At 70.4% G+C, this 18,405-nt stretch carries 15 protein-coding genes, 2 pseudogenes and 1 riboswitch; of the genes and pseudogenes, 10 read left to right on the plus strand and 7 right to left on the minus strand.

What is annotated here, in order from left to right; all coding sequences use genetic code 11:
- The first annotated feature begins 121 nt into the window (after window positions 1-121).
- The 3 genes and pseudogenes from OHB00_RS02770 to OHB00_RS02780 all read left to right on the plus strand — a co-directional run bounded on the left by OHB00_RS02770 (window position 122) and on the right by OHB00_RS02780 (window position 2,792).
- Window positions 122-1,149 (plus strand): annotated as a pseudogene (locus tag OHB00_RS02770) (glycerate kinase).
- A 40-nt stretch (window positions 1,150-1,189) separates the two neighbouring features.
- Window positions 1,190-1,921: pseudogene (locus tag OHB00_RS02775) on the plus strand (LysR family transcriptional regulator); the annotation flags it as partial.
- Window positions 1,922-2,039: 118 nt separating this feature from the next.
- Window positions 2,040-2,792 carry an isocitrate/isopropylmalate dehydrogenase family protein gene (locus tag OHB00_RS02780; RefSeq protein WP_406430823.1) on the plus strand — a complete coding sequence of 251 codons (753 nt, stop codon included), beginning with the start codon at window positions 2,040-2,042 and terminating at the stop codon, window positions 2,790-2,792.
- Between the two features lie 633 nt (window positions 2,793-3,425).
- On the opposite strand, the gene OHB00_RS02785 is transcribed toward OHB00_RS02780, so the two are convergent.
- From OHB00_RS02785 to OHB00_RS02800, 4 genes are all read right to left on the minus strand, one after another.
- Complete coding sequence (locus tag OHB00_RS02785; protein ID WP_406430825.1) at window positions 3,426-3,884, minus strand: hypothetical protein; 459 nt, start codon at window positions 3,882-3,884, stop codon at window positions 3,426-3,428.
- Between the two features lie 1,019 nt (window positions 3,885-4,903).
- Window positions 4,904-5,542: a LysE family translocator gene (locus OHB00_RS02790; RefSeq protein ID WP_406430827.1), complete on the minus strand. Its 639-nt coding sequence runs from the start codon at window positions 5,540-5,542 to the stop codon at window positions 4,904-4,906.
- Between the two features lie 51 nt (window positions 5,543-5,593).
- Window positions 5,594-5,911 carry a hypothetical protein gene (locus OHB00_RS02795; RefSeq protein ID WP_406430829.1) on the minus strand — a complete coding sequence of 106 codons (318 nt, stop codon included), beginning with the start codon at window positions 5,909-5,911 and terminating at the stop codon, window positions 5,594-5,596.
- Window positions 5,912-5,936: 25 nt separating this feature from the next.
- Complete coding sequence (locus tag OHB00_RS02800; protein WP_406430831.1) at window positions 5,937-7,844, minus strand: transketolase; 1,908 nt, start codon at window positions 7,842-7,844, stop codon at window positions 5,937-5,939.
- 319 nt (window positions 7,845-8,163) lie between these two features.
- Between OHB00_RS02800 and OHB00_RS02805 the strand changes: the two genes are divergently transcribed.
- The 5 genes from OHB00_RS02805 to OHB00_RS02825 all read left to right on the plus strand — a co-directional run bounded on the left by OHB00_RS02805 (window position 8,164) and on the right by OHB00_RS02825 (window position 13,138).
- On the plus strand, window positions 8,164-8,637 hold the full coding sequence (locus OHB00_RS02805) for a MarR family winged helix-turn-helix transcriptional regulator (protein ID WP_406430833.1): 474 nt from the start codon (window positions 8,164-8,166) through the stop codon (window positions 8,635-8,637).
- A gap of 48 nt (window positions 8,638-8,685) precedes the next feature.
- Window positions 8,686-10,131 (plus strand): MFS transporter, encoded by a 1,446-nt coding sequence (locus OHB00_RS02810; RefSeq protein WP_406430835.1) that lies wholly within the window; start codon window positions 8,686-8,688, stop codon window positions 10,129-10,131.
- Window positions 10,112-10,693 (plus strand): isochorismatase family protein, encoded by a 582-nt coding sequence (locus OHB00_RS02815; protein ID WP_406430837.1) that lies wholly within the window; start codon window positions 10,112-10,114, stop codon window positions 10,691-10,693. The genes OHB00_RS02810 and OHB00_RS02815 overlap by 20 nt, the downstream gene beginning before the upstream one ends.
- Window positions 10,694-10,945: 252 nt before the next feature.
- Window positions 10,946-11,860, plus strand: coding sequence for an alpha/beta hydrolase (locus tag OHB00_RS02820; RefSeq protein ID WP_406430839.1), 915 nt, complete (start codon window positions 10,946-10,948; stop codon window positions 11,858-11,860).
- Between the two features lie 417 nt (window positions 11,861-12,277).
- Window positions 12,278-13,138: an amidohydrolase family protein gene (locus OHB00_RS02825; protein WP_406430842.1), complete on the plus strand. Its 861-nt coding sequence runs from the start codon at window positions 12,278-12,280 to the stop codon at window positions 13,136-13,138.
- 126 nt (window positions 13,139-13,264) lie between these two features.
- On the opposite strand, the gene OHB00_RS02830 is transcribed toward OHB00_RS02825, so the two are convergent.
- The 3 genes from OHB00_RS02830 to OHB00_RS02840 form a co-directional block, all read right to left on the minus strand.
- Window positions 13,265-13,828, minus strand: a complete 564-nt coding sequence (locus tag OHB00_RS02830; RefSeq protein ID WP_406430844.1) for a TetR/AcrR family transcriptional regulator — start codon at window positions 13,826-13,828, stop codon at window positions 13,265-13,267.
- A gap of 148 nt (window positions 13,829-13,976) precedes the next feature.
- Window positions 13,977-15,368: an amidase gene (locus OHB00_RS02835; RefSeq protein WP_406430846.1), complete on the minus strand. Its 1,392-nt coding sequence runs from the start codon at window positions 15,366-15,368 to the stop codon at window positions 13,977-13,979.
- Window positions 15,355-15,564, minus strand: a complete 210-nt coding sequence (locus OHB00_RS02840; RefSeq protein ID WP_406430848.1) for a hypothetical protein — start codon at window positions 15,562-15,564, stop codon at window positions 15,355-15,357. The genes OHB00_RS02835 and OHB00_RS02840 overlap by 14 nt, the downstream gene beginning before the upstream one ends.
- 131 nt (window positions 15,565-15,695) lie before the next feature.
- Here OHB00_RS02840 and OHB00_RS02845 point away from each other — a divergent pair, with 131 nt between their 5' ends.
- Window positions 15,696-16,955 carry an MFS transporter gene (locus OHB00_RS02845; protein ID WP_406430850.1) on the plus strand — a complete coding sequence of 420 codons (1,260 nt, stop codon included), beginning with the start codon at window positions 15,696-15,698 and terminating at the stop codon, window positions 16,953-16,955.
- A gap of 24 nt (window positions 16,956-16,979) precedes the next feature.
- Window positions 16,980-17,894, plus strand: coding sequence for an MBL fold metallo-hydrolase (locus OHB00_RS02850; protein WP_406430852.1), 915 nt, complete (start codon window positions 16,980-16,982; stop codon window positions 17,892-17,894).
- 296 nt (window positions 17,895-18,190) lie between these two features.
- A riboswitch (guanidine-III (ykkC-III) riboswitch) is annotated at window positions 18,191-18,260 on the plus strand.
- The last annotated feature ends 145 nt before the right edge of the window (window positions 18,261-18,405 follow it).

Consider the following 18,405-nt stretch of genomic DNA (forward strand, 5'->3'; position numbering starts at 1 on the left):
TGGCCTCTGTCCTGATCGCCCCGGACAAGTTCAAGGGTTTGCTCAGCGCCGACGCCGGGGCCCGCGCCGGAGCGCGGGCTGCGGGAAGCCGCCCCCGCACACCCGCGTCACCCGACTCGCCCTGGCCGACGGAGGAGAGGGAAGCGTCGCCGCCGCCTGCGCGGCGGGCCGCTTCCGCGCCGAGACGGTCACCGTGACCGGACCGACCGGGCGGCCCGGCACGGCTCCCGTCGCGGTCGACGGCCGTACCGTCCTCGTCGAAGCCGCGGCCGTCTGCGGCCTCGGCGTCCTGCCGGACGGCCGCAAGGCACCGCTGACCGCCACCAGCCGAGGCATCGGTCAGGCTGCCCAATACGCTCTGGCAGGCGAGGCGGACACCATCGTCCTCGCCCTCGGCGGGTCGCCACCACCGACGGCGGCGCGGGCCTGCTCCAGTCCCTCGGCGCGGTACTGGCCCGCGCGGACGGCGCCCCGATCGGCCCCGGCGGCCAGGGACTCGCAGACCTCCACACGGTCGACCTCACCTCGGCCCGTGCCGCACTGGCCGGGGTCGACCTGGTCCTCGCCACCGACGTGGACAACCCGCTGCTCGGACCGACCGGCACCGCCGCCGTCTACGGCCCCCAGAAGGGGGCCACCGAGCACGACGTACGAGAACTGGACGCGGCCCTCGGCGCCTTCGTACGACGGCTGGAGGCGGCCTGTGTCGAGGACGCGGCCCGCCTCGCCCGAACCGCCGGGGCCGGGGCGGCCGGTGGGCTCGGATACGCCGGGCTGCTGCTGGGTGGACGGATGTGCTCGGGCGCCGACTACTTCCTCACCCTGCTGGGCGCCAACGTTCTGCTCGTCACGAGCGACTTCGTCGTGACCGGTGAAGGGAGCCTCGACGAGCAGTCCCTGTCGGGCAAGCTGCCCGTCGCGCTCGCACGACGGGCCCGTCGGCAGGGCGTCGAGGTGCACGCCGTCGCCGGTCGTTGCACCCTGCCCGCCGAACGCAGCGCCGCCCACTTCCGCTCCGTCCAGGCCCTGACGGATCTGACCGACCAGGACTGCGCGAACGACGGCGCGCTGTCCGCGCGGCTGCTCGCGCGGTGCGGCCGGACGCTCGCCGACCGCTGGATCGGCGGGCGAAGCGGCCCCGGCGGATAAGTTGGCCCTGTCCTGGGACAGATCAACCGGCGGAGGCACCGTGGACGCCCGGCAGCTGGAGTACTTCCTGGCCATCGTCGAACACGGCGGCTTCAGCAAGGCCGCCGCCGCACTCCATGTGGCACAGCCGTCGCTGTCGCAGGCCATGGCGAACCTGGAGGCCGACCTCGGGGTGGCCCTCTTCCACCGGGTGGGGCGCGGTGTCGTCCTCAGCGAGGCGGGCACGGAACTGCTGGAGCCCAGCCGCCGCGTCCTGCGGGACCTGGCCGCCGTACGCGACACCGCCGCCGCGCTCGCCGGGCTGCACGGCGGCACGGTCGAGGTGGCCACCATGCCCTCGCCCGGCATCGAGCCGCTGACCACCCTCATCCACCGGTTCGCCGAGCTGCACCCGTCCGTGACAGTGAGCACCCAGGCCGCTTTCACCCCCGACGAGGTCGTGTCCCTGGTCCGCAGCGGGGCCTGCGAGCTGGGCCTGCTGGGATCGTCGAGCCCCGTCAACCCGTCCGGGCTGGACGTCCTGCATGTCGAGGACCAGCCGTTCGTGGTCGTCGCCGCGCCCGGCGGGGCGATCGAGGACGACGTCACGATCCGGCCCGAGGACCTGGCCGGGCACAAGCTCATCGCCTCCCGCACCGGCAGCCTCATGCGTAGCATCGTCGACGATGTCACCGCGGGCGGCACCGGCACGGAGATCGTCACGGTCGTCGACCACCGCACCTCGATCCTGCCGCTCGTCCTGACCGGGGTGGGCGTCGCCGTCCTGCCGTCCTCCTGGACCCGGCTGGCGCGCCGATGCGGAGCCGTCCAATGTCCCCGACCACATCAGCCTCTGGGGCCTGCGCCTGAGGATCTGCCAGAACTTCGACCAGTGGGCCAACGTCCGTCCCGTGCACTTCCTGCCCGGCGTGCAGAGTCCGCTGCGCAAGGCCGACGACACCGAACTCGACTGGGTCGTCGTCCGCGAGAACAGCGAGGGCGAGTACGCCGGTCTGGGCGGCCGCAACCTCGGCGGACGCGGGCCGGGCGGTGAAGTGGCCGTGCAGTCGGCCCTGTTCACGGAGGTCGGCTGCGAACGCATCATGAGGTTCGCCTTCGACCTGGCCCGCACCCGGACGGTCAGGAAGGTCTCCTCCGTCACCAAGAGCAACGCCCAGCAGTACGGCATGGTCCTGTGGGACGACGTGTTCAAGCGGGTCGCGCTCGACTACCCGGACGTGGAGACGGAGAGCGTCCTGGTCGACGCGATGTCCGCCAAGTTCGTACTGAAGCCCGAGGACCTCTCCGTCGTCGTCGCCTCCAACCTCAACGCCGACATCCTCTCCGACCTCGGCAGCGCGCTCGCCGGCAGCCTGGGCCTCGCCGCCAGCGCCAACCTCAACCCCGAACGCCGCTTCCCCAGCATGTTCGAGCCCGTCCACGGCTCCGCCCCCGACATCGCGGGCCAGGGGCTGGCCAACCCGATCGGCGCGGTCGGCAGCGCCGCGCTGATGCTGGAGCACTTCGGCCTCCCCGACCAGGCGGCCCGCCTCAACAAGGCCATCGAGGCGACGACGGCCGCCGGCATCCTCACCCGCGACGTGGGTGGCACGGCCACGACCGACGACGTCACCAAGGCCCTCATCGACGCGCTGAGCCTCTGACGTCGGGTGCGGACGGGATCTCCGTCGGCCGCCGACGGAGATCCCCGAAGGGGAAGGCGCGGTGGCGAAGGTGTGCCAATGGACGTACTCGCCCTTGAGGCCGCTGTTGAACGCCACGTCCGTGAGGCGTACTCCCCCGGACCGGCTGCGCGACAAGGTCCGCCAGAAGGAGGGCCGCCCACCGGACCCGACGACCGCGAGATCGTGGACTCGTAGTCGGTGCGGTGGGTAACGGTCAGCCCCGCACCCGGAGGGGTCCACGTCACGGACGAGACGTAGAGGCCACCGATGTCGCGCATCTCGCGCGCGAACCGGGAGTGCTCACCGCCGCGGTGAGCCGGGCGCCGGTCGGGCTGCGCCGCCGAGGGCACCCGGTTCGGTACGAGCAGTTGGAGCCGTGGCCGTCGAGGATCAGTGGGCCGCCCGGGTTTGTAGTAGCCATGGGCGCGTGCTGGGGTCCTGTCACTGGATGTCCACACCCCGGTGTCCCGGCCGTGCGACGGCATGTGGTCGCGTATGAAGGTCGCGTTGGCGAGGACCTCTTTCCGGGTGACGTGGTGCCGTATCGGTCCCAGCTGTTCCAGCCCATCGGCACACGCACGCGTGGTTCAAGGATGGGACGTGCGGACCGGGTCATGGCTGAAGGTTTCCTGGACGGGTGCGGAGGACGGTGAAGGAGTGGGGCGGGATGTCGCAGACCGGCCCGGGCAGCCGGTCCTCGGCAGGGGCCGCCGGGGCGGGCTCGAACCGGCTGGTGGCGTGGGGAGGCGCGGCGAGGACGGTCCGCCGGAAACCGCCGTCGGCGTCCGTGCCGGTCAGACAGAGACGGACGGTGACGGGCTCGGGCGCCGACTTGGCGATCTTGATGATCACGTCACCGGCCGCGCTGTCGCGGACGGCGGAGACGGCGAAGACCTCCGGGGTCGCTGGGTCGTCCTCCATGCCGTGGATCAACTCGCCGTCGCGGTAGCAGCGGATGCGCCGGCCGTCCACCTCCACGCGCAGGTCGTACCAGCGGCCGGTCTCGACGGGGCCTGCCACGGGGTCGCCCAGGTCGTGCGGCACACCGTCGTCCACGCGCTGGAGACACATGCCACGATTGCGCCAGCCGCCGACCGTCTACTGATACCAGTTGCCGGGTGAGGTCGCGGCGAAGCCGATGGTCCTGCAACACCGTGCCTCCAGCCCGCAGTGGGTCTGTCGGGGGCTCGTCCGGGATCATGTGGATGTCGACGGTGTACGCCTGGGGTATCCGTGGTGATTGCTGGCGTGCTTGCCTGCGCGGGCCCAGATCTCGCCGCGCGACCAGGTCGCCCGCGACTGTGGCCTGGACGGCGCGCAAGGCACCTCGGTACCGGACATGGCCGGACTGGCGGTACGGGTGTGTTGCCACTCAAGTGCGCGCCGCCGCAACCGGAACCTCACCCGCACCAGGGCCCGCGTTCCCTTGCGTCAGGCAGCAGGCGCGGCCTGGCTCTCACCTCCTCGGCCGGTGCGCACTGCGCCCGCATTCGCAGCTCGTACGGCCTCTGCCGCAGGAATGCACTGCCCGGGCGGTGCCATTCGCGCTCGCTGACCGCCCCCAGGACATCGACCGCCCGGAACGCATTCTTCCTGGTCGGCATCCTCGACCTGGCCGACGGTTCAGGTTCCGGTTCCGGTGCTGATCCCGTGGCGCACTCTCAGGTGCTGTGACCGCATCAGGTGGGCTGCTGCCTTGGAGGGGGGATGCCCGACTGGCTGAGGTGTGGTGGCCGCGCCTGCTGGTCCCGGTCCAGCGCGAGGGAGGCGTCTGACGGACCGCCCTTACCGATGGCAGAAGCTATCGCCTATTGACCAATCTGCCACCGGCAGGCGGGTACTGCGCGAGGCACGGTAGGCGGCTCCTTCCCCGTCGGCAGCAGGACCGCGGGCACCGTTTCTGCCTTCGACCGGCACGCCGACGAGCAGAGCACCGCCGTCGCCTTCATGTTCGGCATCAACGGCTCACCACACCCACGGCACAGCCGCGACCTGGTGTCGTCGTCCGCGATCACGACCAGCCTCTGCCGGGGAAGCCCGCCCCCACCCATGCGGTGACCATACGGGTACGAGTCACTCTGTCACGCGGTTCAGAGTGTCTCCGCAGCGGTGCCGATATCGAGGGTTACCAGGATGCCGGCGGTGGTCCGTTCCAAGGCTGTATTCACGCGGGGGTGGCGGAGCCAAGTCGTCAGGCGGGTCGCGAACGTCGCGACCAGTGTCAGCCACAGTGCGGCGATGGCGGCGTCGACGACACCAAAAGCCATGGTCAGGGGGAGTGCTGAGCGGCCGTTGGGCAGGAATTGCCGGACCACGGCCACGAAGAAGATGCCTACCTTTGGATTGAGGAGGCAACTCAGCAGACCTTGGCGGAAGGCTCGCGTCCTGGTGGCGGACATCCGGTCGACTGACTCCTCCGCAACGTCCGGTTCATCAACACCACCTCGGCGATAAGCCCATAGAGTCTGGGCGCCCAGGAAGATCAGATACGCGGCGCCGGCCAGACGGACCACCGCGAACGCCGTATCCCACCGCTGCAAGACCGCGGCCAACCCGACGGCGGTGGCCACAGCCCAGGCCAGTGATCCTGTCGCCGCCCCGAGGGCGGTCGTGACGCCCGAGAGACGGCCGCCGCGCATGCAGTTACGCAGTACCAGAAGAGTGTCCGGCCTTGGGACTATTGTCACCAACAGGGCGAAGAGGGCAAAGCCGCCGATAGCCGTCGTCACGGCATCTCCTGTTCCTCGATGGCCAGCAGCGGCGACTGCATGGACGGCTGTTCAGTTCGGTAGCGAAGGCGTGCAGGTCCACAGGAGTGTGCGTGGACAGGTCGGTGTCCTTGAGGGAAGTCGGCACTGAGAGTCACCTCCCGCCGGTTGTCCAAGGCGGTCCTGAGAGAGTCGAGCTTGGTGGTGGCGGTGTCGGATGTGGCCTTGGCCAGCAGCAAGGTCTGGGAAATCGGTGGGGGTGAAGCTGCCCAGCAGGGCCAGCAACTGGTCGGCCCCGCTGCCGGGTTCGGCTCGGTAGACCACCAGGCGCCGGCCGGGCGCATTGTTGACGGAGAAGATCTCGAAGTCCAGCGTCAGGTTGCCGACCAACGGGTGCCGTGGCGGGTGGAGTCCGTCATCTGTCCATCAGTTTCCGGGCTGCCGCCGCGATGGCGTCCGCGTCGATGCCGGCCCACGCGAGCAGTTCGCTCTCCGAGCCAGAGCCGGGCATCTCGCGGACGGCAAGGTGCGTCAGGCGTACGTTCTGCTGACCTGCGGCGAGCAGCGCGTCCGCGACGGCCGACCCAAGGCCACCCTCCGGGTGGTGGTCCTCTGCCACCACGATGCGGCCCGACGTCGCTTCCATCGCCGCCACCAGTGTCTGGGTGTCGACTGGCTTGACCGAATACAGGTCGATGACCCGCGCCGTGATGCCCTCGGCGCCGAGCATCGACGCCGCGTGCAGGCATTCGTGCAGCGTCACGCCGGCGCCGATCAGTGTCACCTGGTCGGTGCCGCTGGAGCGGAGTACCTTCGAGCCGCCCACCGGGAACTTCTCCCCTGCCGGGTAGAGCCCCGGGTAGCCGCCGCGGGTGGTGCGCAGGTAGCTGATGCCCGGCGTGCCGGCCATCTCCGCCACCAGCGCGGCCGTGCTGGTCCCGTCGCTCGGATACAGGACCGTGGACCCGTGCACCGCGCGCATCATCGCCAGGTCCTCTAGCGCCATCTGCGACGGCCCGTCCGCGCCGATCTCCACGCCCGCGTGCGAGCCGGCAAGCTTCAGGTTCACCCCGGAGATCGCGCCCATCCGGATGAAGTCGTACGCGCGGGTGAAGAACGCCGCGAAGGTAGAGGCGAACACCTTGTAGCCGCGGACCGCCAGCCCCGTGGCCGAGGCGATCATCTGCTGCTCGGCGATGAACATCTCGAAGTACCTGTCGGGGAACGTGCGCGCGAACTCGTCGGCGTGCGTCGAGTTGCTCACCTCGCTGTCCAGCGCCACGACGCGGTCGTCGCGGGCGCCGAGCACCACCAGCGCGTCGCCATAGGCCTTCCGCGTCGCCACGCTCTGGCCCACCTCGTAGACCGGCGGCGCAGGGGGCGGGGCTGAGGGCGTCGCTGCCGTGCCGGGCTTGGCCGGGACGGGGCCGGGAGTCGCCGCCTCGGGCAGCGGCCCGCGGACCACCTGGTTACGGACGCCGCCGAGACCGGCGATCGCCCGCTCCGCCATGTCCGTCGGCAGCGCCTTGCCGTGCCAGCCGTCCTTGTTCTCGATCTCGGAGAACCCGCGGCCCTTGATCGTCTTGGCGAGGATCACGGTTGGCTGCCCGGAGTCCGCGGCGCCCGCGACAGCGGAGAACGCCGCGTCGATCTCGTCCAGGCCGTGCCCGTCGATCGTGATCACACGCGCGCCGAACGCCTCGGCGCGGCGCTCGTACGCCGCTGTGTTCCAGCCGAGTTCGGTCTCCCCGCGCTGGCCGAGCCGGTTGATGTCGACGATCGCGATCAGGTTGGACAGCTTGTAGTAGGACGCCTTGTCGAGCGCCTCCCAGATCGAACCCTCGGCCAGCTCACTGTCTCCGCACAGCACCCACACCCGGTAGGGCAGCCGGTCCAGGTACTTGCCGGCCAGTGCCACGCCGACACCGTCGGGCAGTCCCTGGCCGAGCGAGCCGGTCGCGACGTCGACCCACGGAAGGACGGGCGTCGGGTGGCCCTGCAGCCGCTGACCGAAGCGACGGTAGCCATGGAGCAGCTCGTCGTCCGACACGACACCGACGGCCTTGTACGCCGAGTAAAGCAGCGGCGACGCGTGCCCCTTCGAGAAGATCAGGTGGTCGTTGACCGGCAGTCCCGGCGAGTCCCAGTCATAGCGCAGGTGCCGCGTGAGAAGCACGGCCAACAGGTCGGCGGCCGACATACTCGATGTCGGGTGGCCTGATCCAGCGCTCGTCGAGCAGCGGACCGAGTCCACCCGCAGCTGTGCAGCGAGTTCGGCGACCGCATCGAGGCCGACCGTGGATTCAGATTCTGTCGTAGTCATCTGGTGGCTCCCGTTGTTCGTATGCTGCTCAGCCCGGTGCCCCGGCTGAGCGTGATGTCGCTTCAGCCATCCCGAGCGCCCACCGAGCCACGAGGCTGTCGAGTTGGCCCGCGGCCGCGGGGTCGTGGCGTCCTCTGTGCGGGGGTGGTCGGGCTGTGGTCTGCCGTCTCAACACCGGCCACTTCCGTGTCTGCCGTACCGGACGGGCCCTGTTCGCCGGCGGCGGGGCGCAGCGGAAGGCTCAGGATCAACCAGGCGATCGCGATGATATTAGAAGGCTAGCCTTGCAAAAGATATCTTGCAAGGCTAGCCTTCTAATATGTCTTCACGAGCATCGGACGACCGCACCGACACCCCTGAGCCGGACCCCGAGCTGATCGGGGTCGCCACGCGGTTGCGGATCAGCATCGGCGTGTTCAGGCGTCGTAGTCACGAGGCGCTGAGCGAGGGCGATTTGACGGGCCCGCAGCTCACGGCGCTCTCGCGGCTCGAGCGGCTGGGTGCGGTCACCACCGCGGAGCTGGCCAGGCGTGAGCAGATCACTCCCCAGGCGATGGGTGCCACCGTCGCAGTACTGGAAGGCCGTGGGCTGGTGGTCCGTGCCGATGATCCCGCCGACGGGCGTCGCCGGCTGCTCACGGTCACCGATGCCGGCCGTGCCGTGCTGAGTTCCGAGCGCAGCGTGGTCGCCGACACGATGGCCGCGGCGATGGCGACGTCCTTCACACCCGAAGAGATCGCGACCCTCGACGCCGCTGCGCCGCTGATCGAGCGGCTGGCCGACCTTTTCTGACCGGCGACCGCGATCACCGAGCCTCAACCCAGGAGCGGAGGGCGTGTCATGCCTGAGCCGGAGTCCGACCTCGTCGCCAGCGCCCGGGGTGAAGAAGGCCGAGCCGCGCGTCCATTCTCCTGGCGGTTCACCGTGCCGCTGTTGCTCGGCTCCGCGCTGAACCCGATCAACAGCTCACTGATCGCCACCGCGCTGATACCGATCGCCGCCGGCCTGCACGTCCGGGTCGGGCAGACCGCGGCCCTGGTGACCGGGCTGTATCTGGCCAGCGCCGTCGCCCAGCCCACGGCCGGCAAGGCCGCCCAGGTGTTCGGTCCGCGACGGGTCTTTCTGACCGGAATCGTGCTGGTGGCGGCCGGCGGCACGGTGGGCGGTCTCGCGCAGGACTTGACCACCTTGCTCATCAGCAGAGTCCTGATCGGTCTCGGCACCTCCTGCGCCTACCCGACGGCGATGCTGCTGATCCGCGGCCGGGCCTACGACGCCGGTCTCGATGAGCCGCCCGGCAACGTCCTCGGCGCACTGCAGATAGCCGGCACGGCCACGGCGTCGCTGGGGCTGCCCGTCGGCGGCGTTCTGGTCGGTGCCTTGACCTGGCGGTCGGTGTTCTTCGTCAACGTGCCGGTGGCGCTGATCGCCCTTGCCGCGACACTGGCCTGGATCCCCCGTGACCACCCCGTCGGCCGCGACCGCACCCTGAGCGGCGTCGCCTCCGCCCTCGACGTGACGGGCATCCTCGGCTTCGGCGCGACGATGACCGCGCTGCTGGTGTTCCTCTACGACCTGCCCGTCGCGCACTGGTACCTGCTGGGCATCGCGGTGGCGGCGGGGGCGGCGCTCGCGGTTTGGGAGTTGCGGGCCGCTACCCCGTTCCTCGACGTGCGCCTGCTCGCGGCCCACCGGGCGCTGACCCGGACCTATCTGCGTTTCGGCCTGGTGATGCTGTGCGTCTACGTCGTGCTCTACGGACTGACGCAATGGACCGAGGCCGTACGCGGCCTGTCCGAGAGCGAAGCCGGACTGCTCCTGCTGCCCATGACGCTGGTGTCCGCGCTGGTCATCGCGCCAGTGTCGCGACGCAATCTCGTACGAGGACCGTTGATCGCCGCCGCGCTGATGTGCGTGGCGGGTTCGGCCGGCGTTCTCCTGCTGACCTCGTCGACCTGGATCGGCCTGGTCGTCGCCATCACCGTGGTGTTCGGCATCTCGATGGGCGCCGCTTCAGCGGGCAACCAGACCGCCCTCTACGACCAGGCTCCCCCGCAACAACTCGGCACCGCCTCGGGCCTGTTGCGCACCTTCGCCTACATGGGCTCGATCGCCTCCTCGGCCATCACCGGCATCGTGTTCCACACCCACGTCACCGACCACGGCCTCCACCTGATCGCCTGGATCATGGTCGGCATCAGCGCCGCCCTGATCGTCATGACCGTCGCCGATCGCTCGCTGTACCCGCGAAATCCGGAGAACTCCCGTGCCTGTCACCGTCGTTGACCCCACCACCGCACTCATCGTCGTCGATCTGCAGGAAGGGCTGGCCGGTCTGCCGACCGTGCACCCGTTCGGCGACGTCGTCGCGAACACCGCGGCACTGGCCGACGCCTTCCGCGCCGAGGGACTGCCGGTCGTCCTGGTCAGCGTCGCCGGCACCGCGCCCGGCCGCACCGAGCGCGGCGAAGACGCAGGCGACCTGCCCGACGGCTTCACCGACCTGCTCCGCGCCCTCGGCCGGCAGCCCGGCGACAAGACCGTCACCAAACACACCTGGGGCGCGTTCCACAACACCGACCTCGCCGACCACCTCGACGGACTCGGCGTCACCCAGGTCGTCATCACCGGCGTCGCCACCAGCTTCGGCGTCGAATCCACCGCCCGCCAAGCCCACGAACACGGCTACCACGTCACCCTCGTCACCGACGCCATGACCGACATCAACCCGGCCGCCCACGACAACAGCACCCGTCACGTCTTCCCCGCACTCGGCGAAACCGGCACCACAGCCGAGATCCTCGCTCTCCTGTGCCCCAGAGATCACGAGGCGCCCGTGCAGGGGTGACCGCGCCGAACGGCGCTACTGCCGTCCCCCTGGCGAACCTGGCATCCCCCGGCTCGTCAGCAGGCCACCAGCTTGCCCACCACCAGCCCACTGACCCCCTGCCCGCCATCACGTCCCCCACGAACCGAACCAGCAGTCCCTTCACAGTGCAGGAGGGGCACGCGCGGATGGGCGTGTATCGCCCGGCGCAACGTGGGAGATGTGCACAACACACCCGACGACACCGGTCACGCAATCAGGAGGAAGCAGGCTATGACCCAGTCCACCCACCACGACATCGAGTTCCCGGCGCCCGACGCCGTGACCTTGCGCGGGGCGCTGTACGTTCCCGACCGGCCCGGCCGGCACCCGGCGATCACCATGGCCCATGGGTACGGCGCGGTGAAGGAGATGGCGCTCCTTCGCCTGGCCGCCACGTTCGCCGAGGCCGGCTTCGCCGTCCTGGTCCACGACCACCGCGGCTTCGGCGCCAGCGACGGCACCCCGCGCCAGGACATCGACCCCTGGAAGCAGATCGCGGACTGGCGGCGCGCCCTCACCTACCTGGAATCGCGCCCCGAAGTCGACGCAGACCGGATCGGACTGTGGGGATCCAGCTACGCCGGCGGACACGCGATCGTGCTCGGCGCCACCGACCGCCGTCTGAAGGCCGTCGTCGCCCAGGTACCCACCATCAGCGGCTTCGAGCAGTCCAGGCGCCGCGTCGCCCCCGACAACATCGCCGCCCTGGAGGCCGCCCTCGACGCCGACGAGCGAGCGCAGCTGACCGGCGAGGCGCCGCGTACCCAGGCCCTGGTCAGCGCCGACCCGGCCGTGCCCGCCTCCTACCGCGCCCAGGATGCCGTCGACTTCTACCTCCAGGAACTCCCCGAAGGAACACGCTGGGACAACACCGTTACCGTCCGCTCCACCCGCAACGCGCGCATGTACGAACCGGGCGTTTTCATCGAGCGCGTCTCCCCGACACCGCTGCTGATGATCGTCGGTGAGCAGGACACCGTCACCCTCACCGACACCGGACTTGCCGCCTACAACCGGGCGCTGGAACCCAAGCAGCTGGTGATGCTCCCCGGCGGGCACTTCGCCCCGTACACCACCGAGTTCGCCCGCGCCTCGGCCGCGGCCACCGCCTTCTTCCGGAGCCACCTGGCACCAGGTGGAGAGTAGTCCCGCCGTGGTCTCCCTGAGCTTCGCGGCGTGTCGCAGGAAGGCTTCGTCATGCCCCTCGGCCATGGCGCCGGTCGCGCACGTGCACAGACGTGATGCGGCGCGTTCCTTGCATTCTGCGGCCAGGACGTCGCGGTGGAGGGCGTGGCGTTGCGGCGGTGACCGCGACAGCATGCGCCGCGCCGATTGACCGCAGCCCGGATCAGCGCTGCCGCCCGACCCTACCCCTTCCGGCACACGGCACCAGCACACCAGAAGACGACAAACCCCCTGGGTGAGCCAACCCTACGAATGGCTCGCTCATCCCGATCAACAAGGTAGGGAGCACTGAATGCAACAGCACCAGCACGCGGTGACCGACCACGACTGGTTCAAGACAGAGCTGTTTGCTCGCGCAGGGGGCGGGGAGGGACAGGCATGAGCAACCGCATCCCTCAGCGCCCTGTCTTCGATGCCCACCTGCACATCATTGACCCACGGTTCCCGCTGATCGAGAACGATGGCTACCTGCCCACCGCATTCTCCGTCGACCAGTACCGCGAGCGTGTCACCGGCCTCGGTATCCGAGGCGGAGCGGTGGTCTCGGGCTCTTTCCAGGGCTTCGACCAGAGCTACCTGCGAGACGCCCTGGCCCGGCTGGGCCCCACCTACGCGGGGGTTACGCAGGTGCCGGCCACCGTCACGGACGAGGAGATCACTGAACTCGATGCCGCAGGGGTGCGGGCTGTCCGCTTCAACGTGCGCCGCGGCGGGTCAGCCACCCTGGACGAACTGGACCGTCTCGCGCGCCGCGTTCACGACGTGGCCGGGTGGCGCACCGAGCTCTATATCGACGCACGGACTCTTCCCGACCTGGCGACCACCCTGGCGGCGCTGCCTTCGGTCAGTATCGATCACCTCGGTCTGCACCGCGACGGACTCCGGCACCTGCTGAAGCTGGTTGAACAAGGCGTGAAAGTCAAGGCCACGGGGTTCGGGCGCGTCGACCTCGACCCTGCCGACGTCATGACCGCCATCGTGAAGACCAACCCCGCCGCGCTGATGGTCGGCACCGACCTGCCCTCTACCCGCGCTCGCCGTCCCTTCGTGGATGAGGACTTCGAGCTCATCGCCGAGACTGTCGGCGAGGAACACCTCGACGCCGTCCTCTGGGGCAACGCCGCCGCTTTCTACCGGCTCACCGCCGGTAGAAGGCGGCCGACGCCGCAGCGGACAGCTGACGCAACCCGGTCTCCAGACCGGCCACACCGGCCTGGGACCGGTCACGGGCTGGCGTGAGAACGGGTTTGAAGGCCCGTCGCTGAACCCGTCCTCGGGTCGGCCGGGTCACGGCCTGCAGCCCGCTCGGCGGCCACAAAAGACGGCGGCGGTCCGAGATGGTCAACGAGTCCGGTCCGCTCCAGGTCATGGGCCGGCGGGGCCGAGGATTGCTGTCACGAGTCGGCGGGCGTACTCGGCGTCGAGTCCGTCCGGGCGGAAGAGGATGCGGTACATCAGGGGAGCGACGACGTGGTCGATGACCGTCTCGACGTCGGGCGCCTTCTCGCCGCGTTCGGTCGCGCGGGTGAGGATGACGTTGATCTGTTCGGCGGCGTAGGCGGAGCACTGGCCGGCGTTGCTGCCGTCCGAGTCGCCGAGCAGCGCGTCGCGGATGTAGGCGCGGCCGGCGGGGGAGGACATCTCGTCGAGGAACTGCTCCGCCCAGGCCGTCAGGTCGGACGGCAGCGTCCCGTGGTCCCCGGGTGCGGTGTCGGGCCGCAGACGCTCGACCGCTACGTCCGACAACAGCTCCTGCAGGTCCCCCCAGCGGCGGTAGATCGTCGACGGTGTCACGCCCGCACGCTGGGCGACCAGCGGTACCGTCAGGGCGTCCCGGCCCATCTCCGAGGCGAGCTCGTGTACGGCGGCGTGCACCGATGCCTGGACCCGGGCGCTGCGCCCGCCCGGGCGCACCATCTGCCTGCTCATAGAACCCACCTTAAAGCAAAATCATTGCGTCTGGTGATCCGTAGACCTCCGTGCGTGCAACCGGCCGCCGTTCGACGGCCTCCTCGCCGCGCGTCGTGTACGGCGCTTTCGGCCCGGTCGGAGTGATGCGGCCGGGCCGGGGACTCATTCACGTGGCGTGCGCGAGCTCGCGGGCGGGCTGGGTCTGCTCGTAGGCGTGGCCGACCCGCAGGAGCGTGCTCTCGCCGAGGGGCCGTCCGAGGAGCTGCATGCCGATCGGCAGGCCCGTCGTGTCGTGGTCGACCGGTACGGACAGGGACGGTACTCCGGTGATGTTGGCGGGGGACGACAGGCGTACGTAGGCGTCGGAGACGCCCTCGACGGTGCCGTCGGCCCAGGTGATCGTCTCCTGGCCGGCCTTGACGGCGGTGGCAGGGACGGTGGGGGCGGCGATCACGTCGACCTCCCGCAGCATGCGGCCCCATTCCTGCCGCATGAGAGTGCGGGAGCGCTGGGCGCGCAGGTAGTCCCCGGCGGGCATCAGTTCGCCGGCCTCGAGGAGGATGCGGACGTCAGCCTGGTAGAGCTCGGGGACTGTGCGAAGGGTGCCCTCGTGGTAGGCGGTGGCCTCGGCCACCATCAGGCCCCACTGGGTGGCCTGGACGTAGCGGGTCATCGGGATCTCGACCTCGACGAGGCGTGCGCCGAGCACCTGAAGCTGGTCGATAGCGTGGCGGACCGCGGCTTCGATCTCGGGGTCGACGTGGTCGAAGTAATAGGTGCGCGGCACGCCGACCCGCAGCCCCGTCAGGTTCGTGCCCGCATCCGGCTGGTATCCCGTGACGGGTGTGGTCAGGGAGGCGGGGTCGCGCGGGTCGTGTCCGGCCAGGGCGGTCAGGACCAGGGCCGCGTCCTCGACGGTGCGGGTGACCGGGCCGACGTGGTCCAGCGACCACGACAGGGACGTGACGCCGTGGCGGGGGACGAGGCCGTAGGTCGGCTTGAGGCCGACCACCCCGTTGAGCGCGGCGGGCACCCTGATGGATCCGCCGGTGTCGGTGCCCACGGCGAAGGTGGCGGCGCCCGAGGCGACAGCGACCGCGGATCCGCCGCTGGAGCCACCGGCGACCCGGCTGCGGTCCCAGGCGTTGTGGGTCTGCGGGGTGGTCAGCCCGTAGGCGAACTCGTGCGTGTGTGTCTTGCCCAGCAGGATGGCGCCGGCCGTCGACAGACGCGCGGCAACGGTGCTGTCGGCCTGCGCGCGGTGGTCGGCTCGGACCCGGGAACTGGCCGATGTCGCCAGGCCGGCGACGTCGATCAGGTCCTTCAGGCCCATGGGGATGCCGTGCAGCGGACCGCGGTAGCGGCCGGCCGCGATGTCGTGTTCGGCTTCACGCGCGGCCCGGCGGGTGTGCTCGGCGGTGACGGTGACGTAGGCCTGAAGGTGCGGCTCCACCTGGGCGATGCGCTGAAGGACGGAGTCCGCCAGCTCCACGGGGGACAGCTGCCGTGCCCGGATCGCGGAGGCGGCCGCGGTCAGGGACAGTTCATAGGGCTGCATCGTGCTTCTCCTCTCCCACGCGGTAGGCGGGGGCGGGCGGGGTGTCCCCGAAGTCCAGCTCCCGCAGGACCGCGACGACGGAGTGGATGTGATGGGCGACGGCCGCGACCGCGGCGTGGCGGTCGGCAGGCAACGGGAGCCCGGCGCGAGCGGCCCAGCGGGCCGCTTCCGGCGCGGTGAGTTCTGTGGCGGACATGGCTTCTCCATTCTCGGGCTGTAGGGGCGTAGCGCACCCCGCGACTCAAAAGCTAAGAGTTTGCGTTAGCCCACTGTAGGACCTACGGTGACTTAAAGCCAACTCGTTGCCTTTAGAGCCCGAGGAGTCCGATGTCCACCGTCACACCACGAGCCCCCGCGCCACGCCCCGAGCACATCGTCCGCGGCACGACCGAGCGCTCGGTGCCCTTCGTCCTGGCCGCCTCGATCCTGGCCGCCCTCCTCGCGGCATCCAGTGCGCCCACCCCGCTCTACCCGCACTACCAGGACGTCTGGGACCTGTCCGCGCTCACCATCACCCTGGTCTTCAGCGCCTACTCCCTGACCCTGCTGCTGGCCCTGCTCACCACCGGAGCGCTCTCCGACCACCTGGGACGACGTCCCGTTCTGGTGGGCGCGCTGGCGGTGGAGGCCGCCTCCATGGTGCTGCTGGCCTCGGCGGACGGCGCCGGTGCGCTCATCGCCGCCCGCGTCCTGCAGGGGGCGGCCACCGGCGCGGCCACCAGCGCCGCGGGCGCGGCCCTCCTCGACCTGGAGGACCCCCGGCGTCCGGGCCCACCGGCCCTGACCAACAGCATCGCTCCGGTGGCGGGCATGGCCGCCGGCGTTCTGGCCTCCACCCTCCTCATCCGTTTCGCACCCGCCCCCACGGTCACCGTCTACATCATGCTGGCCGTCCTCTTCACAGCACAGGCGGTCGCGGTCACGTTCACCACGGAGACGGCCCGCCCGCACCCCGGCGCCCTGCGCTCCCTGCGCCCCCAACTCGCCGTGCCACCGCCGGCACGCCGCGCCCTGCTCGCGGCCGGCACCGCTGTCGTCGCCATCTGGGCCCTGGGCGGCTTCTACTCCTCCCTCGGGCCGGCGCTCATACACCTCGTGGCCCCCGATGCTCCGCAGGCGGCCGGCGGAATGGTCTTCTTCACGCTCACCGCCGCGGCCACCCTGACCGTGTGGACACTGCGGCGCACGGCGCCGCACACCGCCGCCACCTGCGGAAGCCTGGCCGTCGTCCCTGCCACGGCCTTGACACTGAGTGGCCTGCACGGAGCCGGCCTGCCCGCCGTCTACGGCGGCGCGGCCCTGGCCGGAGTCGCCTTCGGTGCCGTCTCCCAAGGGGCACTGCGCATGACACTCGCCGCACTCGACGCACAGGACCGTGCCGCGACCCTGGCCGCCTACTACGTCCTCAGCTACCTCTCCATGAGCCTGCCCGCCATCGCCGCGGGCGCCGCCACCGAGCACTACGGGCTGCGCACCGCCGCCCACGCCTACGCCATCGCCGCCGCCCTGCTCGCCGTCGCGGCCCTGGCCGCACTCACCGTGTCGAGGGGCGGCACAGCCCACCGCGCACACAACGACCTTCCGTAACGGGACTCAAAGGACAGAACGATCATGAGCACTGCACCGGCCACCGACCCGACCGCCGGCTCCTCCTGGACCGTGGGCGACGTCACCGTCCACCGCATCGACGAGATCCCCCTGCCGCCCGCCACCGGACCGTGGCTGCTGCCCGACGCCACCCCGGACCTCGTCACCGCACAGGACTGGCTGCACCCGCACTTCGCCGACGACAAGGGCACCCTCCGCATCGACAGCCACAGCTTCGCCTTCACCCTCGGCGGCCTGCGCATCCTGGTCGACACCGGCATCGGCAACGGCAAGGAACGCGCCAACCCCGCCTGGCACGACCTGGACACCGACTACCTTCGCAACCTCACCGCCGCCGGATTCCCCCCGGACTCGGTCGACGTGGTCATCCTCACCCACCTGCACGCCGACCACGTCGGCTGGAACACGCGGAAGGTGGACGGTGACTGGGTGCCCACCTTCCCCCACGCCCACTACCTGACCTCCCGCACCGAGCGGGAGTTCTGGGCCGGGTACGACATGGACGAGGCACGCGAGCAGATGTTCCGGGACTCCGTGATCCCGGTGGAGGAGGCAGGGCTGCTCGACCTCGTCGATGTCCCCGCCGAGGGCGTCGACATCGCCCCGGGCCTGCGCCTGCTCCCCACCCCCGGCCACACCCCCGGCCACGCCGCCGTCGAGCTGACCAGTCACGGCCGGACGGCCCTGATCACCGGCGACTGCATCCACCACCCCGTCCAGCTCGCCCACCCCGCCATCGGCGCCTGCGTCGACATCGACCCACAGCAGTCCGAGACCTCGCGCCGCACGCTGCTCAACTCACTCGCCGACACGGACACCCTCGTCCTGGGCACCCACTTCGCACCGCCCACCGCCGGCCGCGTCGTCCCCCATAAGGGCGCCTACCGGCTCTCGCCCGTGCCCGCTGACTCGCGCTGACCGGCGACTGTCCGGGCCGTGTCAGGACAGCGCTCCCGTGGCAAGCTGAACTTCTCCGTCACGCGTGGTCCAGGGTTTTGACGTCATACCCCTCGGTCGCGGTCACGCCCACGTGGTCGACCGCGACCTCTGCGAAGGTACAGGCCAGAGAAACAACGCGGCCCCCTTGGCCCCTGCACCACCCTGCACGCCCTCGGCTGGGCCCGCCGAGGCTGGGCTGTCCAACGGACACCGCTGCCTTCGCCCAGGAGGAGGCCACATCGCCCGTAGAGCCGGTGTTCGTGCTAGCGTCATTTGCGGCGGCGCTGTTCTGCGCCAGCCCCGGACGAGAGCGTTGCGTACCCGGCCGAGCAAAGACGGCGCGCATCACAATAATGTCCCTTTCACAGCATGCTGAGCTCTCTGGCTCTCTGTTCGTCCTCTCGTCCTTCCTCGCCGCGCAGGCAGGACGACTGAGTCCGGGCTCCACCGCCTATCTCGCGCTCAACCTGGCTGGTTCCTCGATACTCGC

The sequence above is a fragment of the Streptomyces sp. NBC_00631 genome (assembly GCF_045206895.1).
Taxonomy (GTDB): Bacteria; Actinomycetota; Actinomycetes; order Streptomycetales; family Streptomycetaceae; genus Streptomyces.

Coding starts and splice junctions, on each gene's coding strand:
- OHB00_RS02840 (WP_406430848.1), bottom strand. CDS start 15,564: ATGTCCGCCACAGAACTCACCGCGCCGGAAGCGGCCCGCTGGGCCGCT.
- OHB00_RS02845 (WP_406430850.1), top strand. CDS start 15,696: ATGTCCACCGTCACACCACGAGCCCCCGCGCCACGCCCCGAGCACATC.
- OHB00_RS02825 (WP_406430842.1), top strand. CDS start 12,278: ATGAGCAACCGCATCCCTCAGCGCCCTGTCTTCGATGCCCACCTGCAC.
- OHB00_RS02835 (WP_406430846.1), bottom strand. CDS start 15,368: ATGCAGCCCTATGAACTGTCCCTGACCGCGGCCGCCTCCGCGATCCGG.
- OHB00_RS02785 (WP_406430825.1), bottom strand. CDS start 3,884: ATGTGTCTCCAGCGCGTGGACGACGGTGTGCCGCACGACCTGGGCGAC.
- OHB00_RS02800 (WP_406430831.1), bottom strand. CDS start 7,844: ATGACTACGACAGAATCTGAATCCACGGTCGGCCTCGATGCGGTCGCC.
- OHB00_RS02820 (WP_406430839.1), top strand. CDS start 10,946: ATGACCCAGTCCACCCACCACGACATCGAGTTCCCGGCGCCCGACGCC.
- OHB00_RS02850 (WP_406430852.1), top strand. CDS start 16,980: ATGAGCACTGCACCGGCCACCGACCCGACCGCCGGCTCCTCCTGGACC.
- OHB00_RS02805 (WP_406430833.1), top strand. CDS start 8,164: ATGTCTTCACGAGCATCGGACGACCGCACCGACACCCCTGAGCCGGAC.
- OHB00_RS02830 (WP_406430844.1), bottom strand. CDS start 13,828: ATGAGCAGGCAGATGGTGCGCCCGGGCGGGCGCAGCGCCCGGGTCCAG.
- OHB00_RS02810 (WP_406430835.1), top strand. CDS start 8,686: ATGCCTGAGCCGGAGTCCGACCTCGTCGCCAGCGCCCGGGGTGAAGAA.